This is a genomic window from Chryseobacterium cucumeris (assembly GCF_001593385.1).
GTDB lineage: Bacteria > Bacteroidota > Bacteroidia > Flavobacteriales > Weeksellaceae > Chryseobacterium > Chryseobacterium cucumeris.
In genome coordinates, this window is the sequence record NZ_LUVZ01000001.1 from 321,351 (window position 1) to 347,256 (window position 25,906).

26 protein-coding genes are annotated in these 25,906 nt (G+C 39.1%); 17 read left to right on the forward strand and 9 right to left on the reverse strand.

Annotation, left to right across the window (positions count from 1 at the left end; all coding sequences use genetic code 11):
• Window positions 1–6 precede the first annotated feature (6 nt).
• Window positions 7–420, reverse strand: coding sequence for an NAD(+)--rifampin ADP-ribosyltransferase (gene arr, locus A1704_RS25060; protein ID WP_065119540.1), 414 nt, complete (start codon window positions 418–420; stop codon window positions 7–9).
• Between the two features lie 577 nt (window positions 421–997).
• The gene (locus tag A1704_RS25110) at window positions 998–1,168 is read right to left on the reverse strand and encodes a bacteriocin-like protein (protein ID WP_409993834.1); all 171 of its coding nucleotides are present in this window, start codon (window positions 1,166–1,168) and stop codon (window positions 998–1,000) included.
• A 659-nt stretch (window positions 1,169–1,827) separates the two neighbouring features.
• On the opposite strand from A1704_RS25110, the gene A1704_RS01525 reads away from it, so the two are divergent.
• The 16 genes from A1704_RS01525 (at window position 1,828) to A1704_RS01600 (ending at window position 17,177) form a co-directional block, all read left to right on the forward strand.
• Window positions 1,828–2,835, forward strand: a complete 1,008-nt coding sequence (locus A1704_RS01525; protein ID WP_062669799.1) for a LacI family DNA-binding transcriptional regulator — start codon at window positions 1,828–1,830, stop codon at window positions 2,833–2,835.
• Window positions 2,836–2,888: 53 nt separating this feature from the next.
• A complete protein-coding gene (locus tag A1704_RS01530; RefSeq protein ID WP_062669801.1) occupies window positions 2,889–3,803 on the forward strand; it encodes a carbohydrate kinase family protein in 915 nt (304 codons plus the stop codon).
• 11 nt (window positions 3,804–3,814) lie between these two features.
• Window positions 3,815–5,059, forward strand: a complete 1,245-nt coding sequence (locus A1704_RS01535) for a sugar MFS transporter (RefSeq protein ID WP_062669803.1) — start codon at window positions 3,815–3,817, stop codon at window positions 5,057–5,059.
• A 5-nt stretch (window positions 5,060–5,064) separates the two neighbouring features.
• A complete protein-coding gene (locus tag A1704_RS01540) occupies window positions 5,065–6,474 on the forward strand; it encodes a carbohydrate porin (protein ID WP_062669805.1) in 1,410 nt (469 codons plus the stop codon).
• A gap of 19 nt (window positions 6,475–6,493) precedes the next feature.
• The gene (locus tag A1704_RS01545; protein WP_062669806.1) at window positions 6,494–7,333 is read left to right on the forward strand and encodes a sugar phosphate isomerase/epimerase family protein; all 840 of its coding nucleotides are present in this window, start codon (window positions 6,494–6,496) and stop codon (window positions 7,331–7,333) included.
• Between the two features lie 164 nt (window positions 7,334–7,497).
• The gene (locus A1704_RS01550; protein ID WP_002978775.1) at window positions 7,498–7,971 is read left to right on the forward strand and encodes a Dps family protein; all 474 of its coding nucleotides are present in this window, start codon (window positions 7,498–7,500) and stop codon (window positions 7,969–7,971) included.
• Window positions 7,972–8,025: 54 nt separating this feature from the next.
• Window positions 8,026–8,721: a LytR/AlgR family response regulator transcription factor gene (locus tag A1704_RS01555; protein ID WP_002978774.1), complete on the forward strand. Its 696-nt coding sequence runs from the start codon at window positions 8,026–8,028 to the stop codon at window positions 8,719–8,721.
• Window positions 8,722–8,831: 110 nt separating this feature from the next.
• Window positions 8,832–11,039, forward strand: coding sequence for a hybrid sensor histidine kinase/response regulator (locus tag A1704_RS01560; protein WP_062669808.1), 2,208 nt, complete (start codon window positions 8,832–8,834; stop codon window positions 11,037–11,039).
• Between the two features lie 12 nt (window positions 11,040–11,051).
• Window positions 11,052–12,110, forward strand: coding sequence for an NADH:flavin oxidoreductase/NADH oxidase (locus A1704_RS01565; protein WP_082798677.1), 1,059 nt, complete (start codon window positions 11,052–11,054; stop codon window positions 12,108–12,110).
• Window positions 12,111–12,132: 22 nt separating this feature from the next.
• Window positions 12,133–12,684, forward strand: a complete 552-nt coding sequence (locus tag A1704_RS01570) for an antibiotic biosynthesis monooxygenase (RefSeq protein ID WP_062671539.1) — start codon at window positions 12,133–12,135, stop codon at window positions 12,682–12,684.
• Between the two features lie 199 nt (window positions 12,685–12,883).
• Complete coding sequence (locus tag A1704_RS01575) at window positions 12,884–13,441, forward strand: hypothetical protein (protein WP_062669812.1); 558 nt, start codon at window positions 12,884–12,886, stop codon at window positions 13,439–13,441.
• 133 nt (window positions 13,442–13,574) lie between these two features.
• On the forward strand, window positions 13,575–14,621 hold the full coding sequence (locus A1704_RS01580; protein ID WP_062669814.1) for a cupin domain-containing protein: 1,047 nt from the start codon (window positions 13,575–13,577) through the stop codon (window positions 14,619–14,621).
• A 5-nt stretch (window positions 14,622–14,626) separates the two neighbouring features.
• A complete protein-coding gene (locus A1704_RS01585; protein ID WP_062669816.1) occupies window positions 14,627–15,319 on the forward strand; it encodes a YoaK family protein in 693 nt (230 codons plus the stop codon).
• Between the two features lie 4 nt (window positions 15,320–15,323).
• Window positions 15,324–15,785: a redoxin domain-containing protein gene (locus tag A1704_RS01590; RefSeq protein WP_062669819.1), complete on the forward strand. Its 462-nt coding sequence runs from the start codon at window positions 15,324–15,326 to the stop codon at window positions 15,783–15,785.
• 2 nt (window positions 15,786–15,787) lie between these two features.
• A complete protein-coding gene (locus A1704_RS01595) occupies window positions 15,788–16,306 on the forward strand; it encodes a DsbA family protein (protein ID WP_062669821.1) in 519 nt (172 codons plus the stop codon).
• A gap of 49 nt (window positions 16,307–16,355) precedes the next feature.
• Window positions 16,356–17,177, forward strand: a complete 822-nt coding sequence (locus A1704_RS01600) for an alpha/beta fold hydrolase (RefSeq protein ID WP_062669823.1) — start codon at window positions 16,356–16,358, stop codon at window positions 17,175–17,177.
• Between the two features lie 117 nt (window positions 17,178–17,294).
• On the opposite strand, the gene A1704_RS01605 is transcribed toward A1704_RS01600, so the two are convergent.
• From A1704_RS01605 to A1704_RS01615, 3 genes are all read right to left on the reverse strand, one after another.
• Complete coding sequence (locus A1704_RS01605) at window positions 17,295–17,501, reverse strand: hypothetical protein (protein ID WP_062669825.1); 207 nt, start codon at window positions 17,499–17,501, stop codon at window positions 17,295–17,297.
• 46 nt (window positions 17,502–17,547) lie between these two features.
• Window positions 17,548–18,348 (reverse strand): HAD family hydrolase, encoded by an 801-nt coding sequence (locus A1704_RS01610; protein WP_062669826.1) that lies wholly within the window; start codon window positions 18,346–18,348, stop codon window positions 17,548–17,550.
• Window positions 18,349–18,524: 176 nt separating this feature from the next.
• A complete protein-coding gene (locus tag A1704_RS01615) occupies window positions 18,525–19,397 on the reverse strand; it encodes an AraC family transcriptional regulator (RefSeq protein WP_062669828.1) in 873 nt (290 codons plus the stop codon).
• A 156-nt stretch (window positions 19,398–19,553) separates the two neighbouring features.
• Here A1704_RS01615 and A1704_RS01620 point away from each other — a divergent pair, with 156 nt between their 5' ends.
• Window positions 19,554–20,150: a hypothetical protein gene (locus A1704_RS01620; protein WP_062669830.1), complete on the forward strand. Its 597-nt coding sequence runs from the start codon at window positions 19,554–19,556 to the stop codon at window positions 20,148–20,150.
• Between the two features lie 122 nt (window positions 20,151–20,272).
• Here A1704_RS01620 and A1704_RS01625 read toward each other — a convergent pair whose 3' ends face one another.
• Genes A1704_RS01625 through A1704_RS01640 form a run of 4 tightly spaced genes read right to left on the reverse strand, consistent with a single transcriptional unit; the run spans window position 20,273 to window position 25,895 of the window.
• Window positions 20,273–22,306 (reverse strand): alpha-glucuronidase, encoded by a 2,034-nt coding sequence (locus A1704_RS01625; RefSeq protein ID WP_062669832.1) that lies wholly within the window; start codon window positions 22,304–22,306, stop codon window positions 20,273–20,275.
• Window positions 22,307–22,333: 27 nt separating this feature from the next.
• Window positions 22,334–23,308 carry a glycoside hydrolase family 43 protein gene (locus tag A1704_RS01630; protein WP_062669834.1) on the reverse strand — a complete coding sequence of 325 codons (975 nt, stop codon included), beginning with the start codon at window positions 23,306–23,308 and terminating at the stop codon, window positions 22,334–22,336.
• 21 nt (window positions 23,309–23,329) lie between these two features.
• Entirely contained in the window at window positions 23,330–24,439 is a 1,110-nt protein-coding gene (locus tag A1704_RS01635) for an endo-1,4-beta-xylanase (protein WP_062671541.1), read from the reverse strand.
• A gap of 10 nt (window positions 24,440–24,449) precedes the next feature.
• A complete protein-coding gene (locus A1704_RS01640) occupies window positions 24,450–25,895 on the reverse strand; it encodes an MFS transporter (protein WP_062669836.1) in 1,446 nt (481 codons plus the stop codon).
• Window positions 25,896–25,906: the final 11 nt, after the last annotated feature.

Below are 25,906 nucleotides of genomic sequence, written 5' to 3' on the forward strand. Positions count from 1 at the left end.
TAATTCCTAATTAATAATTTCTCCTTGACTGTTGTCCAGTTTTTCACGGAATTTCTGAAGATCTTCCGGACTGGGCCTACTCCACTCTGTAATTTCTCCGATAATTTTCAAAGGCATTTCGGAGCGATAAGATCGGGTTGGATTTCCCGGAAACTTCTTATCTGTTACATTGGGATCATTTTCGAAATTCCCTGTGGGTTCTACAATATAAACACGCTCTGCTCCATTGCCTTTTGCCAGTGCAGCAGCAAGCCCTGCTCCATTGATTAAAGCAGTGAAATAAATATGATTCATTTTGAATTCTGATTTGTAATTAGAATTTCCTCCCGCTGTCAACAGTTCTCCGATCTGTAAGTCGGCTTTTGTTCCGTGGTAAAAAGGACCTTTATCAGACGGATGTTTTTGAAGTAACTCTGACAATTCAGCATTGTTTTTTGATTTTTCATGATCTCCTAACTCATTATAGCATCTGGAAATATTCAGGTAAAGAGAAGGTAATGCACTTTTAACAGTATCATCATTTATTTTTAAGGCAAACTTTAAGGAAGTTTCAAACCATTTCAACTGATCAGCGGTGGTTTTCTGGTGATGTGACAGATAATAAGCTGCCAGAAACTTTTCATGATCGTCTGATGCATCTTCCCAGGCTTTTAAAAATAATTGAGCTGCTTCTTCAGGCATTCCCTTGTCTTCAAAGCTCATCCCTTGCAGACAAAGCTTGATCACAGGATTAAAAGGAGAAAATTCCATGTTTTATTTTTTTTCCAAATCTAGTTTATTCTATTGGAATTCTTTATTTAAAAATGTATAGTTGGAAAATTGAGAAAATAAAAGATCCTTTTTGTAGTTTAAACACATGCCTAAGAACAGGAATAATATGAGAATGCCTAGTATAAGTTTACCTAGAATCTTTGAGATGGATATGACTAGAAGTTTCCTGCAAATATAACAAAAAAGCCCTCTCAAAGAGAAGGCTTCTGCTATATAAAGGTTTTTATTAAGATCCTATTGGAACGCAAGAGCAAACACAATCATAAATACCCTGGTCTGGATCACAAACATAGATCGATTCGCATTTAAGATAGTATTTTGCAGGACATGTAATTGGAGTCCCTGCTCCCTGAACATTTTTCATTTGATCTCTTGTAATTTTCTTTAGATTTTTCATAGTTATTTATTAATGTATTAGTTTTTAGTACCTTCAAATATAACTAAATAAAATTAATCACAAAACAATTGAAAATTTTTCTTTACGATTCTTTATCAATAAGAAATAGGCCTTGCTGATCCAAAGTTAAAATCTTTCTTCTGTGTTAACCGTTATTGTTTTTGATAAAGATTAATACAATTACCAAAAAGGCTGAATATATAAAAAACCTTTATAAAAAGGGCTTTATTGTCGTGGATAATACCGGATTAGAACTCCCTATTGTAAACCTGCATTTAAAAGATTTTAATTAACCCGAAATACAAATCGCCACGATTTCTTGAGAAACAGGAAATCTAAATTATATAGCCGGAAATTACTTTCCAATCCTATTAAATATTTTTAATTTTAAGTCTTAACTGGCCAGGCAGAAATGAAAATTATATACAATTTTTGAAATTCATAGAATAAACGTTTAACCAAAATTAATAATTACCATAAGATAATTTAACAAATGGTTAATATTACAACAGTCAACAAAATGTAAACAATTGTAAATCAATGTTTTAATCAGAATGATAAAATTTGCCAAATTACACTATTTTTTTTAACTACCAAATAAATTACACTATTGTTTTTTTACTATTTTATGAAATATTTTTGCCTATTAAAAAAATAAAATGAAAAGGTCTTCTATAAAAGATATTGCTAAACTGGCAGGAGTTTCCGTAGCCACAGTATCTTATGTTCTCAACAGAAAGGAAGAGCAACGTATCAGCGAGGAGACCCGTAAAAAAATTTTTGAAATTGCTGAAACGATTAACTATACTCCCAATAAGATTGCAAAAAGTCTTAAAACGAATAAGACCAAGCTGCTGGGGCTCATCGTTGCAGACATTTCCAATGACTTCTATTCTCATATAGCAAGGAATCTGGAAGATAAAGCTTTACAATTAGGTTATACCCTGATTATTGGTAGTTCTGACGAAAATGCAGAAAAATTTGAAAAACTTACCCAGCTTTTTTCACAACAGCAGGTAGATGGAATGATCGTTGCTCCTGTAGCAGGATCAGAAAAGACGCTTGAAAACCTTATTCAGCTTAAATATCCTGTTGTAACGATCGACAGGTATCTTAAAGGTGTTTCTGTTCCGGGAATTACCATTGATAATCAGGAGATAGCCGAGAGAACAACCAGCCTGCTTCTTAGTAAGGGTTTTGATAAAATGATCTACATTGGTTACGAAACTGAACTTCCGCATCTGCTGGACCGACAGCATGGTTTTGAAAAGGCAATAAGCTCTTCCAGCAAAACAGCTGATATACAATATCTTCTGGTGGGATTAGAAAATATAGCACAAGAGGTACGTGCTCAGCTTGAAAATAACCTGGGAAAACAACCTGAAAATACCGCGTTATATTTTTCCAGTAATAAGCTTGCGGTAGCAGGACTTTCCTATCTCGTTAAAAACGATATAAAAGTTCCGGAACAGGTCTCTGTAATCGCATTTGATGAAACCGATGCTTATGACCTCTTCCCTACGGAAATCACCTACATCCAACAGCCGATTGAAGAAATGGCAGAAGAAGCAATTAAGCTTCTGGACGGGCAAATCAATGATTATACAGCTACCGGAAAGAGAATAACATTATCCGCAAAGCTGGTTGCTAAAGCCTCTTTAAAATAATTAATCTGATATAAAACATTTTTTTAAACAATAACTTAAACGTTTAACCTAATATGATAACAAATAAATCAAACTATGTGGTGTGCTTCGGAGAAGTTCTGTGGGACATCTTCCCTACCGGTTCCAGAGCTGGTGGTGCGCCATTTAACGTTGCCTACAATCTTTTCAAAATGGGAATCGATACCAAAATGCTAAGCCGTATAGGAAATGATGATTTAGGACATCGACTTCTTAATCAGATCCAGGATTGGGGAATAACAACAGATTTCATACAGATCGACCAGGAAAAGGCCACAGGAACTGTCATTGCCGATTTTGATGAGCATGGAGAGGCTGCATATGACATTGTGCAGGATATTGCCTGGGATTATATTCAGCCACTGCCGGAGCATAAGGAACTGATACAAAATTCAGAAGCATTTGTTTTTGGAAGTCTGATCACAAGAAGTGAAGCATCTCAGAATACTCTGCTGGAACTTTTGGAATATTCAAAATTCAAAGTTTTTGATGTTAACTTCCGACCTCCTTTTATTGATTTTGAATTCATTAAAAAATTATTGCATAAAGCTGATCTTGTTAAAATGAATAAGGCAGAACTCAAAACCATTCTTGAATATCTAGGTGAAGAGTATATTGACGAAGATACAAGCATCAGACATCTCCAGGCTTATTTTAATTTAAATGAAATTGTCCTTACAAAAGGAAGTAAAGGTGCCAGATACTTTGTGGGGAATATTGCGTATGATTTCCCGGCAGTTCATATTGAAATTGCAGATACTGTGGGCAGTGGAGATTCTTTTCTGGCCGGGTTCCTGTCTAAAAGAATTCAGCGAAGATCTCCGGAAGAGATCATGAAACAGGCCACATCACTGGGTGCTTTTATCACTTCGAAATCGGGGGCATGCCCTGATTACACCTATGAAGAATTCAAGGCATTCAGAGAAAAAAACAGCTGTAAAACCTCTTAAAAACATACGATATGAATACTCCAAAATTTACAGATAAGAAATATTACATCATCCTGTCATTTGTTACGTCCTTATTCTTCTTCTGGGCCATTGCGCTTACCATGGGTGATGTACTGAATAAGCATTTTCAGAATGTCCTCCATATTTCGAAATCCAAATCTGGCTTGGTACAGCTTTCCATCTTCGGGGCTTATGCACTCATGGGGATTCCGGCGGGCCTTTTTATGAAAAGATTTGGTTATAAATTAGGCGTTATACTAGGGCTTTCGCTTTTCGCACTGGGAGCCTTTCTGTTCATTCCAGCCGCCGACACTTCCTCATTTAATTTTTTCAGACTAGCTCTTTTTGTCCTTGCGATGGGGATGGCAACCCTTGAAACAGTAGCCCATCCTTTTGTAGCAGCTCTTGGTGATGAAAGAACGAGTGATCAGAGGGTTAATTTTGCACAGTCTTTTAATGGATTGGGAGCCATTATCGGTCCTTTGTTGGGAGGATATTTCATTTTCGGGACGCCTAATTCAGGATCAGGATCCCTGGATTCAGTTAAAAATCTTTATACATGGATTGGGATTGTCATTCTCGTGATTACCATAATTTTCAGCTTTATCAGAGTACCGGACCTTAAAGACCCTCATGCTGAAGATATCATCACTTCAGACAATGAAAAAGGAGAAGACCAGTCTGTATCAGATCCGCACGCACCGCTCTACAAGCAGAGACATTTTATATTTGCCGTTATTGCCCAGTTCTTTAATATTGCCGCACAGGGCGGGACATGGGCCTATTTTATCAATTACGGGGTAGAAAAAATGCACCTTCCGGAGATACAGGCTTCTTATTATTTTTCTTTAAGTATGGCGATGATGATGATCGGAAGATTTATCGGGACTTTCCTGATGAGATTCATTGCTCCCAACAAACTGCTGGCTATTTTTACCGCATGTAACATCATTCTGTGCCTTATTATTTCCCAAAGTTTCGGATGGGTATCATTTATAAGCCTTATTTTGCTCAACCTGTTCCTGAGTGTAATGTATCCTACCATTTTCAGTCTTGGACTTAAAAGATTAGGGTCAAAAGTTCAGCAGGCTTCCTCATTTCTGGTTATGGCGATGTTTGGAGGTGCTGTTTTCCCTCCGATTATGGGTAGAATTGCAGAAAAAGACATTGCCCATGCCTATCTCCTTCCTATTCTCTGCTATGTCGTTATTTTATTATTTGCATTAAAATTCTACAAGCCCAAAACACTTAAATAATCCCTATGAAAACAAAGCTTTTATTAGCCTGGGGCATTTTACTTATATGCGCCGGAAGGGGAATTAATGCCCAGATCACAATAACCAACAAAAAATTTTCCTTTGGGACAACAGGAAGAATCGGAGCTGGTTATTCTCCAAATGCTGATGGCAAAACCGGGAGACAACTGAATCTGAACAATCAGGGATCTTTAGGAGGCAGAATGGATCAGGGAGATTACGTAGATTTCTTACCAGCCTTCCATTTTAGCCCTGTGGTGAACGGTGACAGTACAAAAAGTACAAAGATCGATATGCAGGCAAGACTGAGCTTTTATTCAGGAGGAACTTTTCTGGGAAATGTAGACTCAAAATCCAATCAGGGGATGATTATTGCCTTGCCGGAAGCCTTTGTAGAAGCCAGAAATATTATGGGAAGTGACTGGGATGTCTGGGCAGGATCAAGATGGCTGAGATATGATGACATTCACATTGCAGATTACTTTTATTTTGATGACCATTCGGCAACCGGTTGGGGTGTAAGGCACAAAAACACACGATTTTCCATATTTTTCCCGGCGGCTATTGATACCGTGGCCAGCAACTCCACTCCTTATTCTTACACCAATGTGATCAGCGGATCAAAAAACCTGATCTACAGACAAAGAGAAGTTTTTGTCCTTGAGCAGACGCTGCCATTTAAAAATACAAAACACAAGCTGAAACTGATGGCGGAATTTCATCATGTAGAAAAATCAGGAGAAAATTCTGTAGAGCAATACCCATCGGATCAGGGCTGGGTTTTTGGAGCTAAATTAAATACAGATATTGCAACTACAATTCCGGGTTCATTCAATCAGTTTTCTGTAAGATACGGGACCGGAATTGCCAATGGAGGTGATAATGGTAATACACAGACCTGGCGAACCTACGGAGCTCCTGATGAGGTCGCAAAAACGTATAAAGGAGCTTACTCTTTTACGGTTGTTGAACATTTCCTCTGGAATATTTCAAACCGCTGGTCACTTAATCCCTATGCAGTTTTCACCAAAAGTAAGGGAGGATCAGCCAGTACTGATAAAGCGATGGACTATTATAACCGTGAAATTTTCAACAAAAAAACAGAGTTTAATACCGGTATAAGAGCGACCTATTATTTCAACAACTGGTTTCATATCCTTTCTGAGTTCCATTATGCCACCCGAAAAAACGGAACGCAGGATGCTGCATCGATGATGAAGCTGGTTTTAGCTCCTACCATCGTACCTACTGCGGAAAGAAGTGTATGGGCAAGACCCCACATCCGGTTGATTGCAGAAGTGTCAAGGTATAATGATGAGGCGATGAACAGTCTTTACTCACCGTTTTTACAGCAGTCAGGAGCCCAAAGATTCGGGACTTATTTCGGAATAAGAACGGAATGGTGGATTTTTTAAAATAAATAAAAAAAATATAATGAATATAAAATTAGGGGCTTCCCTACTCTCCTGGATTACACCGTTATGGAATGCAGAATCAGGAAAATATGCAATAGAAAAAACCGCTCAGGCCGGGTTTGATCTGATTGAAATACTGTTACCCACATCAATGGATTTTGACGCTGTCACCGTAAAAAAACAATTGAAAGACAATCATCTGGAAGCAGTATGTTCGCTGAATCTTCCCAAAGATGCTCATATTGCGTTTGAGCCTGAAGCTGCGGAAAAGCTTATCAAAAAAGCCATCGATAAAGTATATGAGTTGGAAACCCATCTTCTGGCTGGTGTCCTGCATGGCGGAATCGATGTTTTTACCGGAAAACCACTCACAGAAAACGAAAAAGAAATCATTGCTGATGTGTGGTGCAATGTGGCGGATTACGCCCAGGCCAAAAGTATAGATATCGCCATAGAACCTATTAACCGCTATGAATCCTATGTCTGCAATACAGCAGAAAATGTACTTGAACTTATTAAGAAAACGGGCCGAAATAATCTCTTCCTTCACCTTGATACCTTCCATATGAATATCGAGGAAGATAATTTTTATGACCCGATTATCAAATCCGGAAAAATGCTGAAGCACGTTCATGTTACAGAGTCTCACCGGGGAATGCTTGGAGAGGGAACCATCAATTGGGAAGAATTTTTCTCTGCATTGAAAAAAATCAATTTTGAAGGGAATCTCGTTCTTGAAAATTTCAGTTCCTCAATTCCGGAAATGCAGGAAAAGGTTTCATTATGGCAGAAATCACCTTATGATGCTCAAACATTGGCAGAAGGAAGTCTTGCCTTTTTAAAGAAGCATCTCAGCTGATAAAATTATCTGTTATATTATTCTGAAACTTATGGAAAGCGGAGATTGTCCGCTTTTCACCGATTGATTCTGCCCGTTCGCCGAAAATACCGATCGTTTTATAGGATTATGGCTGACCTTTACATCAGAAAAAAGCAATAATGCTCAACTAAAATCTTATTATTATGAAAACAAAAATCGGAATTACAGAAAAAAACACAGAAGCTGTTGCAGAACAATTAGCAAAATTATTGGCAGATGAAACACTGCTTTACATTAAAACAAGAAATGCCCACTGGAACGTAACCGGAGATAACTTCCATGCCAATCACATTTTCTTTGAAGAACAATACAAACAACTGGATGAACTTATTGACAGCGTTGCAGAAAGAATGCGTAAAATCGGACATTATGCACCGGCCACGATGAAAATCTATCTGGAACTGACTCATTTAACGGAATACAGTGAAAGAACAAACGATGGTCTGGGATACATGAAGGATTTATTGAGTGATCATGAAAGCATTATCGAATTTCTCCGCGGAAATATCACTCCATTTGCAGAAAAGTATAAAGATTACGGTACCAGCGATTTTATTACAGGCCTGATGGAAACCCATGAAGAAATGGCCTGGATGATCCGTTCCTATTTCAGATAACACAAAATAAAAAAGTTATAATTATCTTTGTGTGAATCATAAACAACTATACCTATGAAAGCCTTAATCGTGGATGATAATGATATTGCAAGAACAACATTAGCACACCTCGCCAAACAGGTTCCGGATCTTTCCATCGTCAGCGAGTTTTCCAATGCTATAGAAGCTTATCATTATCTTCAGTCCAATTCCGTCGATCTGATATTTCTCGATATAGAAATGCCGGAAATGACAGGAATTGAGCTCACGAAAACGCTTTCCGGTAAAGAGACCATCATTATTTTCACGACCTCGAAAAAAGAATATGCACTGGAAGCCTTTGAGCTTAATATTGCAGATTACCTTCTGAAGCCCATTATGCCGGTAAGATTTCTGCAGGCTGTAAGCAAGGCACAGACGATTCTTGAAAGCAGAAAAGAAAATGTTGAAATCACAAGGGATGAGTTTCTTTTTGTAAGGGATTCCAATATTACAAGGCGCCTAAAGCTGGATGATATTTTCTATGCAGAAGCTATGGGTGATTATGTAAAATTTTACACCAAGGAAAAGATGTTTGCCATTCACGGCAAAATGAAAACGGCTGAAGAACGTCTTCCCAAGGATCATTTTATAAGAGTTCACCGTTCCTATATTGTTTCAGTAGGCAAAATTGACACCCTGCAGGACGGCGGTATTATGATCAATGGCAAATTCATTCCTGTGGCAGACGCATACAGAAAAGCTCTCAATACACGAATGAATGTCTTTTAGCCGTTACAGGCAATCAAACATTTAAATTCGGCTTGATTTAAGCCCGTGAACAGTTCCGGGTCCATCTTGACTTTTTACCGGTATTTTATCTTAAAATCAGACCGTTAATTATGAAAAACATATCTTCAGTAATGGATAACAAACGATTCAGCTATTTTATTATCCTGACATTTATTGCGGGCTCACTCCTATTGATAGCTGTTCAGCTCAATTCTGCAGGAAATACCAAAGCGCTGATTCAGAATAACAATACCTTGCTGAGCGAATTGCGTTCAAGCAATCATTTACGGGAGATTGACCGTGATATTCTTGGAGTGGAAAGCAGAATCAGGGCGTCTATTGCAACGAATGATACCACCCATCTTGAAGGCATTGACCAAAAAATCAGTCAGATTGAAAATTTCCTGGATTCTCTTTCCAAGGACAATGTAAATGCCGAGGAAGAAAAGCTGATTCACAGATTAAGCGTTCTTGCCATGGAAAAGAAAACAACCAAAGATAAACTCCTGCACCGTTATCTTTCTGTTGGAAACATGGATGATAATACCTCCATTGCCAATCCGCGTGCAAGAAAAATTTCTAATGAAATCACCAGCATCACGGCTAAAATATATGAAAGCAGAAAGCTGAATATGGTTGAACTCAGCCAGAAAAGTGAAGAAATGGGGCAAAAAGCAAGATTCTATGATATTTCTTTACTGATCTTACTGATTTTGAGCGGTTCTGTCGTTGGATATCACATTCTCAGACAGTTCAAACGCCAGAGGTTACTTATAAGCGAACTTGATATTGCCGAGAAAAAAGCGTTGGTAGCAGCACAGACCAAAGAAAATTTCCTTGCCAATATGAGCCACGAAATCAGAACTCCTTTAAGCGGAATTCTCGGGTTTACCAATCTGCTGCAAAAACGCCCACTGGATGAAACCTCAGCAGAATTTGTCTCTTCCATACAGCGTTCCGGAGAAAACCTGATGGCGATCATCAATGACATTCTGGATTTATCTAAAATAGAAGCCGGGATGATGCGCATTACCCCTGGAATTTTCAGCATTAACGGTCTCGTTAATTCCGTAGAAACATTTTTTACAGAACGGGCCAAAGAAAAAGGACTTACCATTTCCAGTACGATTGATCCTTCAATTCCTGACACATTGGTGGGAGATGCCACAAGACTGACGCAGATTTTAGTGAACCTGATCGGAAATGCCATAAAATTTACTCATCAGGGAAATATTTCTGTTGAAATCTACAGTAAACAGCAAACAGAGAACGAAGCTGTTCTGGGATTTAAAATTTCAGATACGGGAATAGGAATTGACAAAGAAAAGCTTACTGAAATATTCGAAAGATTCAATCAGGGAGAAGATTCAACGACAAGAAATTACGGTGGAACAGGATTAGGTTTATCCATAGTGAAAAGCCTAATTGTACTGCAAAACGGAAACATCGAAGTAAGCAGTGAACAAGGCAAAGGAACTACATTTCATTTCTATATTCCTTACGGAATTGCTGAGGAACAGCTTACTGTCATTCCAGCTGTTGATCCCCACTATTTTAAAGATAAGTCCAATACGCCCCTGAAAGTATTGGTGGTTGATGATAATGTGATCAATCAAAGCCTGATGAAACATTTGCTCTCCCAGTGGAATATTGATTTTCATATTGCATCGAATGGTCTTGAAGGAGTAAGCTATCTCAAAAGCAATGCATGCGATCTGGTTTTAATGGATATACAGATGCCGCAGATGGACGGCTATGCTGCCACCCAGAAAATACGGGAAGAACTCAGACTGGATATTCCGATCATCGCAATGACCGCCCATGCGCTGGCAGGAGAAAGAGAAAGATGCCTGAGCCGTGGGATGAACGAATATATTCCTAAGCCTGTCAATGAAGAAGAGTTGTTTATGCTGATTTCGAAACTAGGGTTTAAAGAAAATAATAAAAACGAAAAGAAAACCGAAAATCCATCATCTGACTATCAGTATATTGATCTCACTTATATGCACACGGTAAGCGGCGGTGACAAAAGCTTCGAACAAATGGTCACTCAACAGTTTATTGAGAATATTCCCAATCATCTACAGAAATTGACAACAGCTTATGAAAACCGGGATTTTTCAGGGATGAAACTGTGGGCTCATGATCTGAAATCCAGCATTGCCATCATGGGATTACATCCTCTGTTAAAGGAAAGACTTGATATTCTTGAAACAGCATCAGCAGAAAATACTGATCTGCAAAAAATACTGACAGAAGTACAGAAAGTTCTGGCAGAAGCAGTTTCCGAAGCTGAAGCATTCTCAAAAACAATTTAAAAATAAGAAAAAATGAATTTATTTTCACCCATACACATTCGCAGTCTTACCTTAAAGAACAGGATTGCACTATCTCCTATGCAGCAATACAGCGCTAAAAACGGAGTTCCCGGCAACTGGCATCTCGTTCACCTTGGAAGCAGGGCTGTTGGCGGTGCAGGATTGATTCTTACCGAATGTACAGCCGTTTCAGAAGAAGGTCTGGCTACATTATCCGATGTAGGAATCTGGAACGATGAACAGAAAAATGCCTGGAAAAACATCGTAAATTTTGTGCATGAACAGGATGCCAAAATAGGAATTCAACTCTGGCATGCAGGAGGAAAAGGCAGCCTGAAACATCCCAATGAAAGAATGAAACCTCTCACTCCGGAAGAAGGAGGCTGGAGGGTAAAATCATCTTCTGCCCAGGAATTCAACGGAGTTTTTGCTGAAGAACTCACCATTGATGAGATTCAGGAACTGAAGACTAAATTTGTTAAAGCAGCCCTTCATGCTCTTGAAGCAGGCTTTGATACCATTGAACTGCATGCAGCGCATGGTTACCTGTTCCATCAGTTTTATTCCGCAGTGATCAACAAAAGAAAGGATGAATATGGCGGAAGTTTTGAAAACAGGATCCGTTTCCTTGTAGAAACCGTTCAGGAAATCAGAAAAGCTATTCCTGCTGAGATGCCTCTTTTCGTAAGAATTTCCTCTACTGACTATATAGAATCGGAGGAAGCCTGGACTCTGGAAGACAGCATTAAACTTTCAAGGATCCTTAAAGAAAATGGTGTAGATTTCATTACTGCTTCCGGCGGCGGATTTACCAATGTAAGCAAGGATAAGGTATTTCCCGGATATCAGGTTCCTTTTGCAAAAGCGATTAAAGAACAGACCGGGATTTTAACAGGAGCTGTTGGAATGATTACGGAAGCAGAACAGGCTAATGATATTATTGTCAATGGAGATGCAGATCTGGTAATCATTGCCCGGGAACATCTGAGAGATCCTTATTTTGCTATTCATTCTGCCAAGACATTAGGTATTGAAACAGAAATTCCGTGGCAGTATAAAAGAGCGTATTAAATTAACCCATAAAAAATCAGTTATGGAAAATCAGGGTGCTTCAGTAGTCATTACCCATCATATTCTGGATGGAAAACAATCACAGTATGAAAAATGGCTGGACGAAATTATTCCTGTCACCAGGCATTCGGAAGGCTTTATTGATCTTCAGATTGTTCGTCCTATTCCCGATCTGACTTTTGTATACACTGTCATTATCCGTTTTGATACGATTAATCATCTTAAAAGCTGGATGGAGTCGGATAACCGGAAAAAACTCATTGAGAAAGCCAATCCGCTGTTCAGAAAAAATGACCATTATCAGATCAGATCCGGGCTTGATTTTCTTTTTACGACAGAAAATGAAGGGAATAAAGTTCCGGTACGCTGGAAACAGTTTCTGGCAACCTGGTCCGCCATTTATCCGCTGTCTGTTCTTATTCCTGCTTTGATCATTCCTTTTTTAAGATTTTTATATATTCCACCCAATCATTATTCTGATGGATTCATCAATTCGGGTATCATTGTTTTTCTGATGGTATTTGTCGTCATGCCCAATTATACGAGACTGATCAAAAAATGGCTGTATAAATAACCACATTTAAAAACTATCCTTTATCAATCACTGTAACCTACAGTGATTTTTTTGTTTCAGGAGCGTTCCCTGTTATCGTTTGAACATCATCAGCTTATTCAACGATTGTTTTCGCCTGTTGAGCGAACAGTAGGCAAAATTAAAACAACCGGTTTGTAGCTTTACATCATCAATAACATAAAAATCAAAATCAACAACTATGGAAATCTTACAAACTCCCGAAAACGCACTATCTCATTCAAGCGTAAGTGCCATCATCAATGCACCCATTGAAAAAGTGAATATCGCAGACTGGCTCCTTAATCTGCCGGACGCCGAATACCAACGCTGCTCTACCCAGCATATCGGAGCTGCTATTTCAGTTACTTTTGATGGCCAACCAGTGTCTTTAAACGTAGAAACTATTGGGGATGCACTGATGGTTCAGCATTATATTGCAGATGTTCACCGTCCCGATTACTGCCGCATGCTTTCCATCTCTGATTCAATTACAAAAAACGGACGTACAAAAGTTCAGGTTCTATGGGAGCTGAAAGCGACAAAGATTGACGAAAACACCTGTCTTTACACCAATGAAATTCATGCGACAGCTACTCCAGAAATGTTTGAATATATGAAAGATCATGGGATCAACCTTGCAGATGCAGCCGCATCCAGACAGGCTGCTTCTGACGCCCACAATCATGAAGAAACACCAAACTTTGCAAAAAGCATTGAAAATAAAGCACTGACAGGTCAATATAACCAGCCTTTTTAAAAAAGTAGCAACCCTCTATATCCTCAACGACTCATTTTGCCTTTTCACCGAATGACATCAAGAAAAAGTAAAATTCAGAAGTAGCTTTACAATAGCAAAAACAAAGAGCATTAATCACAGAAAAAATAATACTATGAATCCATCATCATTAAGTTTCAGATACGAATTAGAAAAAAAGGAACCGCGTACCAGTGACGGTGGTACAACAAGAGGTGCTTCCGTAAAAGAATTCCCTGCTTCTGTAGGTATTGCCGGAGTTTCCATGAGATTACAGCCCGGAAGCATGAGAGAGCTTCACTGGCATGCCAATGCTGCAGAATGGGCGTATGTAATTTCAGGAACGGTACGTACAACAATTATACATCCGGACGGACGAAGTTATACTGATAATTTTGAACCCGGTGACGTATGGTATTTCCCGAAAGGCTACGGACATTCCATCCAGGCTACCGGAACAGAGGAATGTCATTTCATTCTGATTTTTGACAACGGTAATTTTTCCGAAGACCATACCTTCAGCGTTACAGATTTTGTGTCAAGTATGCCCCCTGAAATCGTTGCACAGAATTTAGGACTAAGCCTTGAAGAAGTAGCAGAACTTCCACAGAAAGAGGTTTACTTTGCAGCGGGAGTTATTCCTGATGAACTCTCTGTGAATGCCACAGCCCGTCCCGAGGAATCAGACATTGAACTGACAAGCCTGCACCGATATCCTCTGCATTCCCAGCAGCCAAGAATCATTCCTGGTGGAGGACTGCAGAGATTGGTTACCCGTAAAGAATTTCCGATCAGCACCACAATGGCCGGTTCTGTACTGGAGCTGCAGCCTGGCGCTTTAAGAGAAATGCACTGGCATCCTAATGCAGATGAGTGGCAGTATTTTATATCCGGACAGGCAGAAATGTCGGTATTCCTGGCGGAAGGAGTTTCTGTCACAGAACAGTTCAATGCCGGTGATGTAGGCTATGTACCTATGGGAGCCGGGCACTATATCAAAAATACCGGAGATACCGTCTGTAAGGTATTGATCGGATTTAATAGCGGCACCTATGAATCCATTGATATCAGCGAATGGCTGGCAGGAAACCCTAAAGATGTGGTCATCACCAATTTCGGACTGAAGGAAGGAGAAATAGAGAAATTTCCGGAAAAGAAAGTATTCATCAAACCTGGAAAATAGCGTCTGTGCTTCCGGAAACAAAAATCCTGCTCCCTGACAAGACCGTCAGAACGCAGGAGAAACTGGCAGTATTCCTGGCTTTTATCGCAGGATATACAGATACCACAGGACTGATACAATGGAAAACCTACGTTTCTTTTATGAGCGGCAATACAACCCAGTTAGGTGCAGCAATTTTCAGTGAAAAATATGGTGTTATCATCAGTTCTGTCATTGTAATCACCTTTTTTCTGGCGGGGATTTATACAGGAACGTGTCTATCATTATCAAAGAAGCTCAGAAGCACAAAGATGATCTTCTACACAGTTTCCGGAATCATGATCCTTTACAGCATCAGTGATTACTATGAACATATTGCCAATGGAGTGTCTATAGCTGTTATCGGTTTCTCAATGGGTCTTATGAATACCATTGTCAAATCGGTAGGTAACCAAAAGATCAATACCGATTTTGTGACAGGTACTTTAAACAGTCTGGCAAGAACAGCTGCTCTGTTTGTCATGAGTAATCAGGCAGAGGAGCGGAAGGAATACAAAGTGAATATTTTTCATTTGTTATTCTTATGGATGGGCTTTCTCTCGGGTGCTTCAGTTGCTCCTTTCCTGCTCTCCTGTTTAGGAAACTGGACACTGATGTTTCCGGCGGCCTTACTGCTCATCTGTGCATTCACAATACCAATTCCAACATTTAAAAACTAATCCTATGCTACAAAAAAATATGGTTGCGCCTGATTTTACATTATTTGCAACCCCGGATCAAAAGATTACCTTATCCGAATTCAGAGGACGAAACGTTATCCTTGCATTTTACCCTGCAGACTGGAGCCCGGTGTGCAGTGACCAGATGGCATTGTACAATGAAATGCTGAAGTATTTCAAAAAATATGATGCGGAGATTTTCGGAATTTCCGTAGACAGCAAATGGTGCCACCTGGCATTTTCACAATCCAGAAACCTGCACTTTCCACTGCTTGCAGACTTTGAAGCCAAAGGAGAAACAGCCAGGAAATATGGTGTTTACAATGACGAAGAAGGAGAATGCAACAGAGCCCTTTTTGTCATCAATAAAGACGGCATCATCGAATGGAGCTACCTCTCTCCCACCGCCATTAATCCTGGTGCAGACGGAATTTTAGAAGCATTAGAAAACCTTAACACAAAATAATTATGTCACTTAAACCATCAGTCAGCAATGCTGACCACACTCAGGGCAGCTCAGATGCCAGCTTAGTCATTGTAGAATACGGGGATTATCAGTGTCCTTACTGCGGAGCAGCCTATCCGGTTCTTAAAGAGTTACTAAAGGAATTTGGAGATCAGATCAGATTTGTATTCAGAAATTTTCCTCTGTCAGAAATGCATCAGTATGCAAGAACAGCAGCGCTGGCAGCAGAAGCGGCAGCTTTGCAGGGAAAATTCTGGGAAATGCATGATGCTATTTATGAAAACCAGGAATATCTGAATGCTGATCTTCCGTTAAAGCTTGCAGAAAAACTGGGATTAAATATTCCCCAATTCAAAGCTGATATTCATAAGAAGGAATTAGTAGAAAAGATAGATACAGACTTTGAAAGCGGTATCGTCAGCGGAGTGAACGGAACTCCTTCTTTTTTCATTAACGGAAATAAATTCAATGGCGGTGCAGAAGATCTTTTCCAGTTGGTACGTGAAAACACAGCCTATTAATCAGAAAATATTTAAACAAAATCAATTCATAACATTAAAAATAAACAACATGAGCACATTAACATTAAAAGACGGAACAGAAATTTTTTACAAAGATCAGGGAGAAGGACCTGTACTGATGTTTCACCACGGATGGCCTTTATCATCTGATGACTGGGATGCACAGGTAATTTTCTTTTTACAGAGAGGATACAGGGTGGTTACCCACGACAGAAGAGGTCACGGGCGTTCCAGCCAGAATATCTATAATCACACTATTGAACAATACGCTTCTGATGCCGCTGAGCTGGTTGAATTTTTAGATCTGAAAGATGTTGTACACATCGGGCACTCAACAGGTGGTGGTGAAGTAATCCGCTATGTGAATAAATACTCGAATGGAAGAGCTAAGAAAGCGGTTCTGATCAGTGCCATTCCACCGGTAATGGTGAAGAGTGAGAATAATCCTGACGGCGTTCCGATGGAAGTCTTCGACAACATTAGAGAACAGACTATGAATAACAGAAACCAGTTTTATTATGATCTGACTTTTCCTTTCTACGGCTATAACAGAGAAGGTGCCAATATAAAAGACGGTGTTCAGAGAAACTGGTGGAGACAAGGATTAATGGGTGGAATTGTAGCCCATTATGACGGAATTAAAGCCTTTTCGGAAACAGATTTAACCGAAGATTTAAAAGCAGTGGATATTCCTGTTTTGGTAATGCATGGCGAAGATGACCAGATCGTTCCTATTGCCAATGCTGCATTAAAATCAATTAAATTGTTAAAGAACGGAAAACTGATCACGTATCCGGGATTCCCTCACGGAATGCCGACTACGGAACATCAAACCATTAATAAAGACCTTTTGGAATTTATCAGATCATAAGTATCAATACTTTTCTAAACAACAAAGATGAACCTTTCAAGGGTTCATCTTTTTATTATTCAATACAATATAACATATTGAAAAACAAAACCTTATAGTTCTACTATTTTTTACTTTTTATTCACCCTTTATTTTTGAAAGGTCAATCCCGAGTTTTGTAAATTCTTCTGTTCCTTTATCTGTAATGTAATATTGCCGTTCGGCAGGATTATCCTTGGCAATCCAGCCCTTCTCTACAAATTGTTCCAGCAGAAGCTGCCCTAATTTTCCTCCAATATGCTCATAGCAGGGTTTGGCGGGTTTTCTTGCGCTTGGTTTGTTCATATCCTTATATTTAATAGTGTTTCTGGTAGTATAGTTTTAGGAAATATCAATTCACATGCAGATAATCTTTAATTGTTTTCAGAACCCCGAAGCTGTCATTGGTACATGCTTCAAAATTAGCGATCTGCTTTACATTGGGATGCGCATTTTTCATGGCGTAAGAGTATTTGGCATTCTTCAGCATTTCTATATCGTTCATATAATCCCCGAAAGCCATTGTATTTTCAGGAGAAATACCCAAAGATTTCTGTAAGATTTTCAGAGCATTCCCTTTATTGATATCCTTATTCATAACATCCAGCCAATGCGCTCCTGAAATAACTACCTCAAGACCGAATTCTTCAAATTTTTTAAGAGCCGGATACAGGTGTTTTTCTGAACCATCAGGATGATAGACTGCTATTTTAAAAGCTGTATCATCAATTTTTTCCGTAAGATCATCCGTTTTCATATTTTCGGTATAATACTTTGAGAAAAAATCTACAAACTGCTGATCTTCGGTCTCATAATAAGCCATTTTTTTAGCAGATAATACAGCTTTGGCGCCTGGTATTTCACGAACAGCTTTGATGATCTCAACAATATATTTGTATTCCAGTGTATCGGCAAAAAGCTCCTGATCTTTATAGATAACATACCCTCCGTTTTCAGCAATAAAACCAATCTCACTTTCTATTTCTACGAAGTAATGGGTAATTCCCGGCATCTGTCTTCCGCTTGCGGGTACAAATACAATATTTCTTTTTTTCAGTTCTTTATAAACTTCTGCAAACTCAGGGCTCATTTCATGGCTGGAATTGAGAAACGTCCCATCCATGTCCGTCACAATTAATTTAATCTGTTCCATAATTTTATTTAAAAACAATATTCTGTTTGCAACAGAATCGTCATTTGCTTATTCTTTTCAAAGATATTGATTTATTATTTTTTCTTGCAATGAATGGTGGGAAGGTTTCTTAATATAGCTGCACTTTGTTCCGAAGTAATGTCCCGCTGAGACTTTGCCAGCATTTTCGTATAAAACTATTGGATAAAGTAATTAAATTCTTTCCGGTATTGAGAAGGGCTTTTTTGGATGTAATCTTTAAAAGTCCTGTTAAAATAGCTGAAGTTATTAAACCCTGATTCAAAGCAAACTTCTGTGATACTCAATGGCTGTTCCGCCAGAAGCTTAAGGGCATGGGTAATTCTGTATTCGTTAACAAACTGCGTAAAGGTTTTATTGGTAATTTTTTTAAAATAACGGCAGAAAGACGGCACTTTCATATTGGCAAGATCAGCCATTTCTTCGAGGGTTATAGCTTCTTTAAAATGATCTTTAACGTAATTGAAAATAAGATTGATTCTTTCATTGTCTTCAACCTGCGTCTGAAGGTAATATTTTCCTGCATTTAAAATCCTGTAATCCTGAGTCACAGACAGTTCATCCAAAATTTTCAGAAACCTGCACAGCTTGTCCAGTGAAGAAGTTTCATGCATCTCCGTAATCTCTTTCCCGATTGTTTTCTTCACCTCTTCCCCGAATACGATTCCTGCCTTTGACTTTTCCAGCAGAGCCGAAATCCTTTGCATCTCCGGTATATCCCAAACAGGTTCTCCCAGAAAGTCAGGCTTAAACTGAATGACCATTTCATACTCATTATGCGTACTTTCATTGGTCAGTCCACAATGTGGAAGATTGCTTCCTATCAGTACAAGATCTCCTTCTGAAAAATAAGTGATACTGCTTCCGATCTGTCTCTTCCCGGAGCCTTTGCATACAAAAATAAGCTCAACCTCAGGATGGTAATGCCAGACATGAGATTTTATATTCTCATTAGTCAGAAATTTAAGACTGGTAAAACTACTTCCTATAGTAGGTCTTACCGCCTCAAAAGAAGGATTTACATGTTTCATAGGACAAATACAAATAATTTCATATGCAAAATTAACAAATAATACATTAATATCATTAAACAAGGTTAATATAGTACATCAATATGAAAATTTAATTATAGCGTGAGAATTATTGCTGCAATAGCTTTGCAGTATTAATCCTAAAAGCCTTAACCCATGAGCACATTATTAAAAGCCGTATTTTTTGCAGGAGCCTTATTGTTCTCAGCAAACGTAATGAGTAAGGACAGAGATTTTTCCCTTTCCTTTGGAAATGTACAAGACAAAACCCTGAACTTTGAGCTTTCAAATGCTAAAAGTGTTTCTGTTTTTGTTTATAACACTGCACATGATGAACTATTTTCCGAAAATCTTAAAGATGGAGATCATGTGATGAAGACTTATGATTTTCAAAACTTTACACCGGGAACGTATTATCTGGTAGCAGAATCAGAAGCCAAGATAGAGAAATACAAGATAAAAATTAATGCTGATAATGTAATGGAGGTGGAAAAAACACCTGTAAGCGCTGTGAATAAGCCTGAATATACAATTTCCGGGCATATGGCCAAGCTTCACATGTCTGATGTAAAAGGTACTGTAAGCATTTCAGTATATGACCTTTCCAATACAACGTACTATACTTCGAATAAAAAATATGCTGACGGCAAGGTAGATATCACTTTTGATCTTGATCCTAAAACTGCTGATCAGTATATCATCCAGGTAGAAGAAAACGGAAATGTTTTTAATAAAATAATTTCTCTCCGATAAAACGGAATATACAGATAGATTGACCTATCGATCATTCCAATTATTTTGGATTAAAATTTTACTTACAGTTTATTGTTTTGAGGCAGCTCCATTTCCTAACAGAAAAAGAGCTGCCTCATTTTTTAATTGTGATGGCCCATGTTCAGTTTAATCTTTTTCAGATCTTCCAGTTCATGAACAGGACGTTCTGTGTCGTAAGGAATCGGCTTTTTGGAAAAAGTCTGGAAATACAGCAGGCAGGCATCTTTCCACCATACCGCATCCTTAGATTGAATTTTAAGCTTTGACTGAACATCAGCAAATCTCTGTTTATCAATATAAGGTTCCATTCTATCCCAGGTTTTCTGATAATCCCTTACCTTCTTCACCCCGGAATCATAGGTATAGCACAGCTCATCCCACAAAGATTTTCCATCTTTCATTGTATAATCCCACGGAACATGATGAAACCACAGGATAAGATTTTCCGGGCAGGTTGAGATATTCCCGTATCTTTCATTCAGTGGTGTAAAATACTGTGAAACCGCATTACTTCCTGTTTTTGTTCTGTCAAAACCTAACCCTTTAGCATCAGCCTGATGGTAATAGACAGGGGACCAGTCCGGTCTTCCGCCTTTATAATCTCCCCACGGTTCAGGGCCGTAGTGATGGCCTCCTGCAAAGATATGGTGTAATCCTAACGGCATCATATAATCCACAGCAGTTTCTCTGGAAGAAAGCATCATTTCTTTTACCGGATTCAGAAAGTTCTGATCGTCTGTGAATGTCATTTTAATCCATTCCTCTGCAATCTGCTGTGAGGTCAGCTGATGATTCCATGCCAATCTCCCGAATGCATACCAGTTGGCCTGTGCAAAATGATGTCCGGTCCAGTTGGTATCTTCCCCTATATTGGCAACGGCTGAAATGGCTGTCAATTTTGCAGGTCTTAATGTGCCGTCTGTAATTTTTGCAATCGTGGATCCCTGTCCGTCAGAATAAGTATCGCTGTCCAATGTTTCCTTGAATAATGGAGCCAGGAAAACGAGATGGTTTGAAAAGCCCAGATATTCCTGGGTAATCTGAAATTCTACCATTTCAGAAGTTTTTCTTAAAGCTCCAAAAAGTGGATTAAATGCTTCACGGGGCTGAAAATCAACAGGTCCGTTTTTGATCTGAATAATCACATTATCCCTGAATTTACCGTCCAGAGGTACAAATTCCAGATAAGCCTGTTTGGCTCTGTCGTCTTTGCTCGGACTGTATACAAAGGCTCTCCACATGACGATTCCGTTGTAAGGTTTTAAGGCATCAGCCAACATATTGGCTCCGTCTGCATGGGTTCTTCCGTAATCCTGAGGGCCAGGCTGGCCTTCGGAATTGGCTTTCACCAAAAATCCACCGAAATCAGGAATCAACTTGTAAATTTCAGCTGCTTTATCTTTCCACCATTTCTGTACGTCTTTATTCAATGGATCTGAGTTCTGTAATCCGCCCAGCACTTTAGGTGAAGAAAAATTGACGGAAAGATATACCCTGATGCCATAAGGCCTGAAAATATCAGCCAGAACCCTTACTTTTTTAAGATAATCTTCCCTAAGCATATTGGGCGATGCATTCACATTATTCAAAACAACGGAATTGATTCCTACGGAAGCATTTGCTCTTGCATATTCTTCGTAGCGCGGAGAAATTTTACCCGGTAAATCTTCCCATTTCCAAAGTGATCTTCCGGCGTATCCTCTTTCAATGCTTCCGTCCAGATTATCCCAATGATTCAGAATCCTTACATCATATGAAGGTTTTTCAATCGTATTTAAATGGGACAGATCGGCTTTTGTCTGCTGCAATCGTAAGATATGATAGACTCCATACAACAGTCCTATTTCTTTACCCGCAGAAATAACAATTTTTTCAGGCGTGGAAACAATCCTGTAACCGTCTTTCAGGTTTTTCTCTTTGTTTTCGGTACGAAGTTCCACCGTCTGTCCCTGCCAGTGGCTGCCCAGCTCTTTTCTGGCAATATTCAGGGTTGGACTGCTGCCTTTGGAAATAATTTTATCTGCCGATATTCCGTTTTTTGCAGGAAACCGAAGCCATAGCTGACTTCCGTCCTCCGCGAAAACCAGCAAAGGAAATATCAGCAAAAATAGAATGTTGAATCTCAGATATCGCATTGAAAAATTTTAAGTTATTAAAGATGACTATGACTGGTCATCAAGACCTTCAATCGTTTTGATTTTACCTTCGTGATCGTATTCCAGTTCAATCACTTTCATACTCCTCAGCCATGTTTTACCACCACTCGGAACAGAATCATGGAAAAACAGATACCATTTCCCTTTGAATTCCACAATACTATGATGAGTGGTCCATCCAACCACCGGAGTAAGAATTTCACCCTGAAACGTAAACGGACCATAAGGATTATCCCCGGTCGCATAGCAAATCAGGTGGGTGTCTCCTGTAGAATAAGAAAAATAATATTTGCCATTGTACTGATGCATCCATGACGCTTCAAAAAAGCGGTGCTTATCACCATGAAGCAATGGTTTTCCGTTTTCATCGATGATGACAACGTCTTTAGGAGCTTCCGCAAATTGAAGCATATCATCGCTCAGCAGTGCCACTTTTGAATGGATTGCGGGTTCATTATTTTCTGGAATTATAGCAGATTCAAGTGCTTTATTATCTCTGTATCGCTGCAATTGTCCACCCCAGATCCCTCCAAAATACATATAATATTTTCCTTTATCTTCAAAAATGCAGGGATCGATGCTGTAACTTCCCATCATCGGATGTTTTTCAGGAATGAAAGGTCCGTAAGGTTTATCACTCACTGCAACACCGATTCTGAAGATATCATTTTGGTCTTTCAGGGGAAAGTACATATAATACTTCCCGTCTTTGAAGGCAACATCACAATCCCAAAGCTGTCTTCCCGCCCATGGAATATCTTTTACCGAAAGCACCACGCCATGATCTTTAATTTCTCCGCTGTCCACATCATCCATTGAGAAAACATGGTAATCATTCATATCGAAGTGATCTCCGTTATCGTTTTCTTCAATTCCGCTTTCGCGGTCGTGGGAAGGATAGATATAGATTTTATCTTCAAAAACATGAACGGAAGGATCTGCCATATAATCTTCCGGAAATAAATATTTTGATTTTTTCATTAAGTAAAAATTCTATTGATTTTAATTTTTCTCTGCCAGTTTTATTATTTTTTGTACCACAGGTTTCTCCTGGTCTTTTCTGTCAAATAGTAACGGGTAATCTGTTCTTCCTTTTACCGGGAAATCGTTTTTCCAGGATTGTTTGTCGGTTACTCCCCATAAAGTTACCCTTCTTATTTTATCTTTATGTTGTAAGAACAAGCCAAAGAAATCAAGATAACGTTTTTCCCACTTCATTTCTACTTCCTTGGGAAGTCCTTTGGTGTAAGGATTCATTTCTTTCTGGTAGGCAACGGTATCTGAAATATTGGCAGAACTGCCCCATGGAGAAGGCAGCGCACTAATTTCCAGCTCCGTAATATTGACTTTAACTCCGGCATTGGAATAGGCCAGAATTGCTTTTCCATATTCATCGATAGAAGGGTTATCCATTCCGACATGGGCCTGCATTCCTACTCCATCAATACGGATTCCTCTTGATTTAAGTTTCTCAACCATTGCAATGACTGTTTTTACCTTTTCAGGATACCATTCATTATAATCGTTGTAATATAATTCTGCATTGGGATCAGCTTCCTGTGCATAATGAAATGCCAAAGGAATAAAATCTTCACCCAGAATTTCGTAAAACTTACTTTTCCTGTAGGTTCCGTCTTCAAGAATGGCTTCATTCACCACATCCCATCCTTTTACTTTCCCTTTGTAACGGGAAACTACCGTTGTTATGTGGTTTTTCATGCGTTTTTTCAACACTTCCGGAGAAACATCTTTTCCATTTTTATCTGAAAAAAACCATTTTGGAAGCTGTGAATGCCAGATTAACGTATGTCCGATGATGAACATATTGTTTTTCATCCCGAAATCAACAAATTTATCGGCGTCATCAAAGAAGAACTTTCCTTCCTGAGGCTGCAGGAACATAGATTTCATACAGTTTTCGGCAACAACAGAACTGAATTGTTTTTTGATAATCGCCGCTGCTTTCTGATCTGTCCCGTCAATCTGGGGAAGGCTCATGGCAGTTCCGATATAAAATTTATCCTGAAATGCTTTTTTTAAAGTACCGTCAGACTTCTGCGCCGACAGCCCGGAAGCGGTAAGAGCCGCCAAACCAATTAAAATACGTTTCATAGTAATTTTTTTATTTTCTTCTTTCAGCCAGATCTTTTTCAATCTGAACTTCCATTTTTTTATTGATTTTGTAAAATAAAAGCAGTCCGCAGGCAATGAAAAACGGTATGGACGGGAAAATACTCACAAGCATCTTCGCTCCTGCTGCCACTGTCTCAGGCTGAATAACCTGTTCGCTCCCGTGTACTGAAATGTATCCGTATTTTCCAATGATCAAAGCTACCAGAGAGCTTCCGATGCTTAGACCTACTTTCAATCCTACCATCATGGCAGAAAAGATAATAGCGGTTGCCCTGCGGTTGTTTTTCCATTCCGAATAATCTGCCACATCAGCAATCATTGCCCACAAAAGCGGTGTGCTGATTCCATAAAAGAATCCGTGTAAAATCTGTGACAGGAACATCATTCCCACTGCTTTCGGAGGATAAAATATAAAAGCGAGGATGAATAATGTAGATATGAATAATGAAGCAATAAAAGTATCTCTTTTTCCAAATCGGTCTGCCAGTTTTTTAGAAAAAGTAATGCCTACAATCATCATGACAATTCCTCCTGCATTAAATAATCCGAACCCAGCAGATTTCGGATCTTCCCCAAAGAAATTCATCCCTGCCGAATTAAAAAATGCTGTAATTGGCGAAATAAAGCTCTTCAATGCATTTTCATCCACATAGTTGTTAAAATAATAGACATAAGATCCTCCTTTCATGGCCAATGTGATAAATATAAATGCAGTCACGGTAAGCATAATAATCCATGGCCTGTTCTGGAACAAATCTTTTAAATCCTCTTTCAGGCTCGATTTCTGCTCTGGCTTGGGAATGATTCTCTCTTTGGTGGTAAAAAAGGTAATCAGTAACATGACGGATCCGATCACAGCTAGCCATGTCATAACGGTTTCAATTCCCTGTGCTTTGTCTCCATGTCCTACGTATAAAATTATAGGCAGCATAAATACCTGTACAAAGAACTGGGCAAACATCACCGCTACAAAACGGTACGAAGAAATACTGTTTCTTTCTCCCATATCTCCCGTGATAACACCGCTCAGAGCAGCATATGGTAAGTTATTGGATGCATACAATAATAGTAATAATGAATAGGTAACCGCAGCATAGATCATTTTACCCTGATAGGAAAAGTGAGGTGTACTGAAGGCTAACAGAGCTGCAATACCGAGCGGTACAGCGGTAAATAAAATCCATGGACGGAATTTCCCCCATCGTGAGCTTGTACGGTCTGCCAGCGCTCCGATAAGCGGGTTAAAACCAAATCCGGCAATTAAACCTACCGTAAGGGTGATCACAGAAGCATCTTCTGCCTTGAGTCCATAAATATCTGTATAAAAATAAGTCAGATAGGTTACTAAGGTCTGAAAAACAAGGTTGGCTGCCAGATCTCCCAGGCTATACCCTACTTTTTCTATTACCGATATCTTTTGCGGTTGATTATCCATTGATTTTGATG

Excerpts from the sequence above, each read along its gene's own strand:
- A1704_RS25110 (WP_409993834.1), bottom strand. The coding sequence starts at position 1,168 with ATGAAAAATCTAAAGAAAATTACAAGAGATCAAATGAAAAATGTTCAG.
- A1704_RS01525 (WP_062669799.1), top strand. The coding sequence starts at position 1,828 with ATGAAAAGGTCTTCTATAAAAGATATTGCTAAACTGGCAGGAGTTTCC.
- A1704_RS01530 (WP_062669801.1), top strand. The coding sequence starts at position 2,889 with ATGATAACAAATAAATCAAACTATGTGGTGTGCTTCGGAGAAGTTCTG.
- A1704_RS01535 (WP_062669803.1), top strand. The coding sequence starts at position 3,815 with ATGAATACTCCAAAATTTACAGATAAGAAATATTACATCATCCTGTCA.
- A1704_RS01540 (WP_062669805.1), top strand. The coding sequence starts at position 5,065 with ATGAAAACAAAGCTTTTATTAGCCTGGGGCATTTTACTTATATGCGCC.
- A1704_RS01545 (WP_062669806.1), top strand. The coding sequence starts at position 6,494 with ATGAATATAAAATTAGGGGCTTCCCTACTCTCCTGGATTACACCGTTA.
- A1704_RS01550 (WP_002978775.1), top strand. The coding sequence starts at position 7,498 with ATGAAAACAAAAATCGGAATTACAGAAAAAAACACAGAAGCTGTTGCA.
- A1704_RS01555 (WP_002978774.1), top strand. The coding sequence starts at position 8,026 with ATGAAAGCCTTAATCGTGGATGATAATGATATTGCAAGAACAACATTA.
- A1704_RS01560 (WP_062669808.1), top strand. The coding sequence starts at position 8,832 with ATGAAAAACATATCTTCAGTAATGGATAACAAACGATTCAGCTATTTT.
- A1704_RS01565 (WP_082798677.1), top strand. The coding sequence starts at position 11,052 with ATGAATTTATTTTCACCCATACACATTCGCAGTCTTACCTTAAAGAAC.
- A1704_RS01570 (WP_062671539.1), top strand. The coding sequence starts at position 12,133 with ATGGAAAATCAGGGTGCTTCAGTAGTCATTACCCATCATATTCTGGAT.
- A1704_RS01575 (WP_062669812.1), top strand. The coding sequence starts at position 12,884 with ATGGAAATCTTACAAACTCCCGAAAACGCACTATCTCATTCAAGCGTA.
- A1704_RS01580 (WP_062669814.1), top strand. The coding sequence starts at position 13,575 with ATGAATCCATCATCATTAAGTTTCAGATACGAATTAGAAAAAAAGGAA.
- A1704_RS01590 (WP_062669819.1), top strand. The coding sequence starts at position 15,324 with ATGCTACAAAAAAATATGGTTGCGCCTGATTTTACATTATTTGCAACC.
- A1704_RS01595 (WP_062669821.1), top strand. The coding sequence starts at position 15,788 with ATGTCACTTAAACCATCAGTCAGCAATGCTGACCACACTCAGGGCAGC.
- A1704_RS01600 (WP_062669823.1), top strand. The coding sequence starts at position 16,356 with ATGAGCACATTAACATTAAAAGACGGAACAGAAATTTTTTACAAAGAT.
- A1704_RS01605 (WP_062669825.1), bottom strand. The coding sequence starts at position 17,501 with ATGAACAAACCAAGCGCAAGAAAACCCGCCAAACCCTGCTATGAGCAT.
- A1704_RS01610 (WP_062669826.1), bottom strand. The coding sequence starts at position 18,348 with ATGGAACAGATTAAATTAATTGTGACGGACATGGATGGGACGTTTCTC.
- A1704_RS01615 (WP_062669828.1), bottom strand. The coding sequence starts at position 19,397 with ATGAAACATGTAAATCCTTCTTTTGAGGCGGTAAGACCTACTATAGGA.
- A1704_RS01620 (WP_062669830.1), top strand. The coding sequence starts at position 19,554 with ATGAGCACATTATTAAAAGCCGTATTTTTTGCAGGAGCCTTATTGTTC.
- A1704_RS01625 (WP_062669832.1), bottom strand. The coding sequence starts at position 22,306 with ATGCGATATCTGAGATTCAACATTCTATTTTTGCTGATATTTCCTTTG.
- A1704_RS01630 (WP_062669834.1), bottom strand. The coding sequence starts at position 23,308 with ATGAAAAAATCAAAATATTTATTTCCGGAAGATTATATGGCAGATCCT.
- A1704_RS01635 (WP_062671541.1), bottom strand. The coding sequence starts at position 24,439 with ATGAAACGTATTTTAATTGGTTTGGCGGCTCTTACCGCTTCCGGGCTG.
- A1704_RS01640 (WP_062669836.1), bottom strand. The coding sequence starts at position 25,895 with ATGGATAATCAACCGCAAAAGATATCGGTAATAGAAAAAGTAGGGTAT.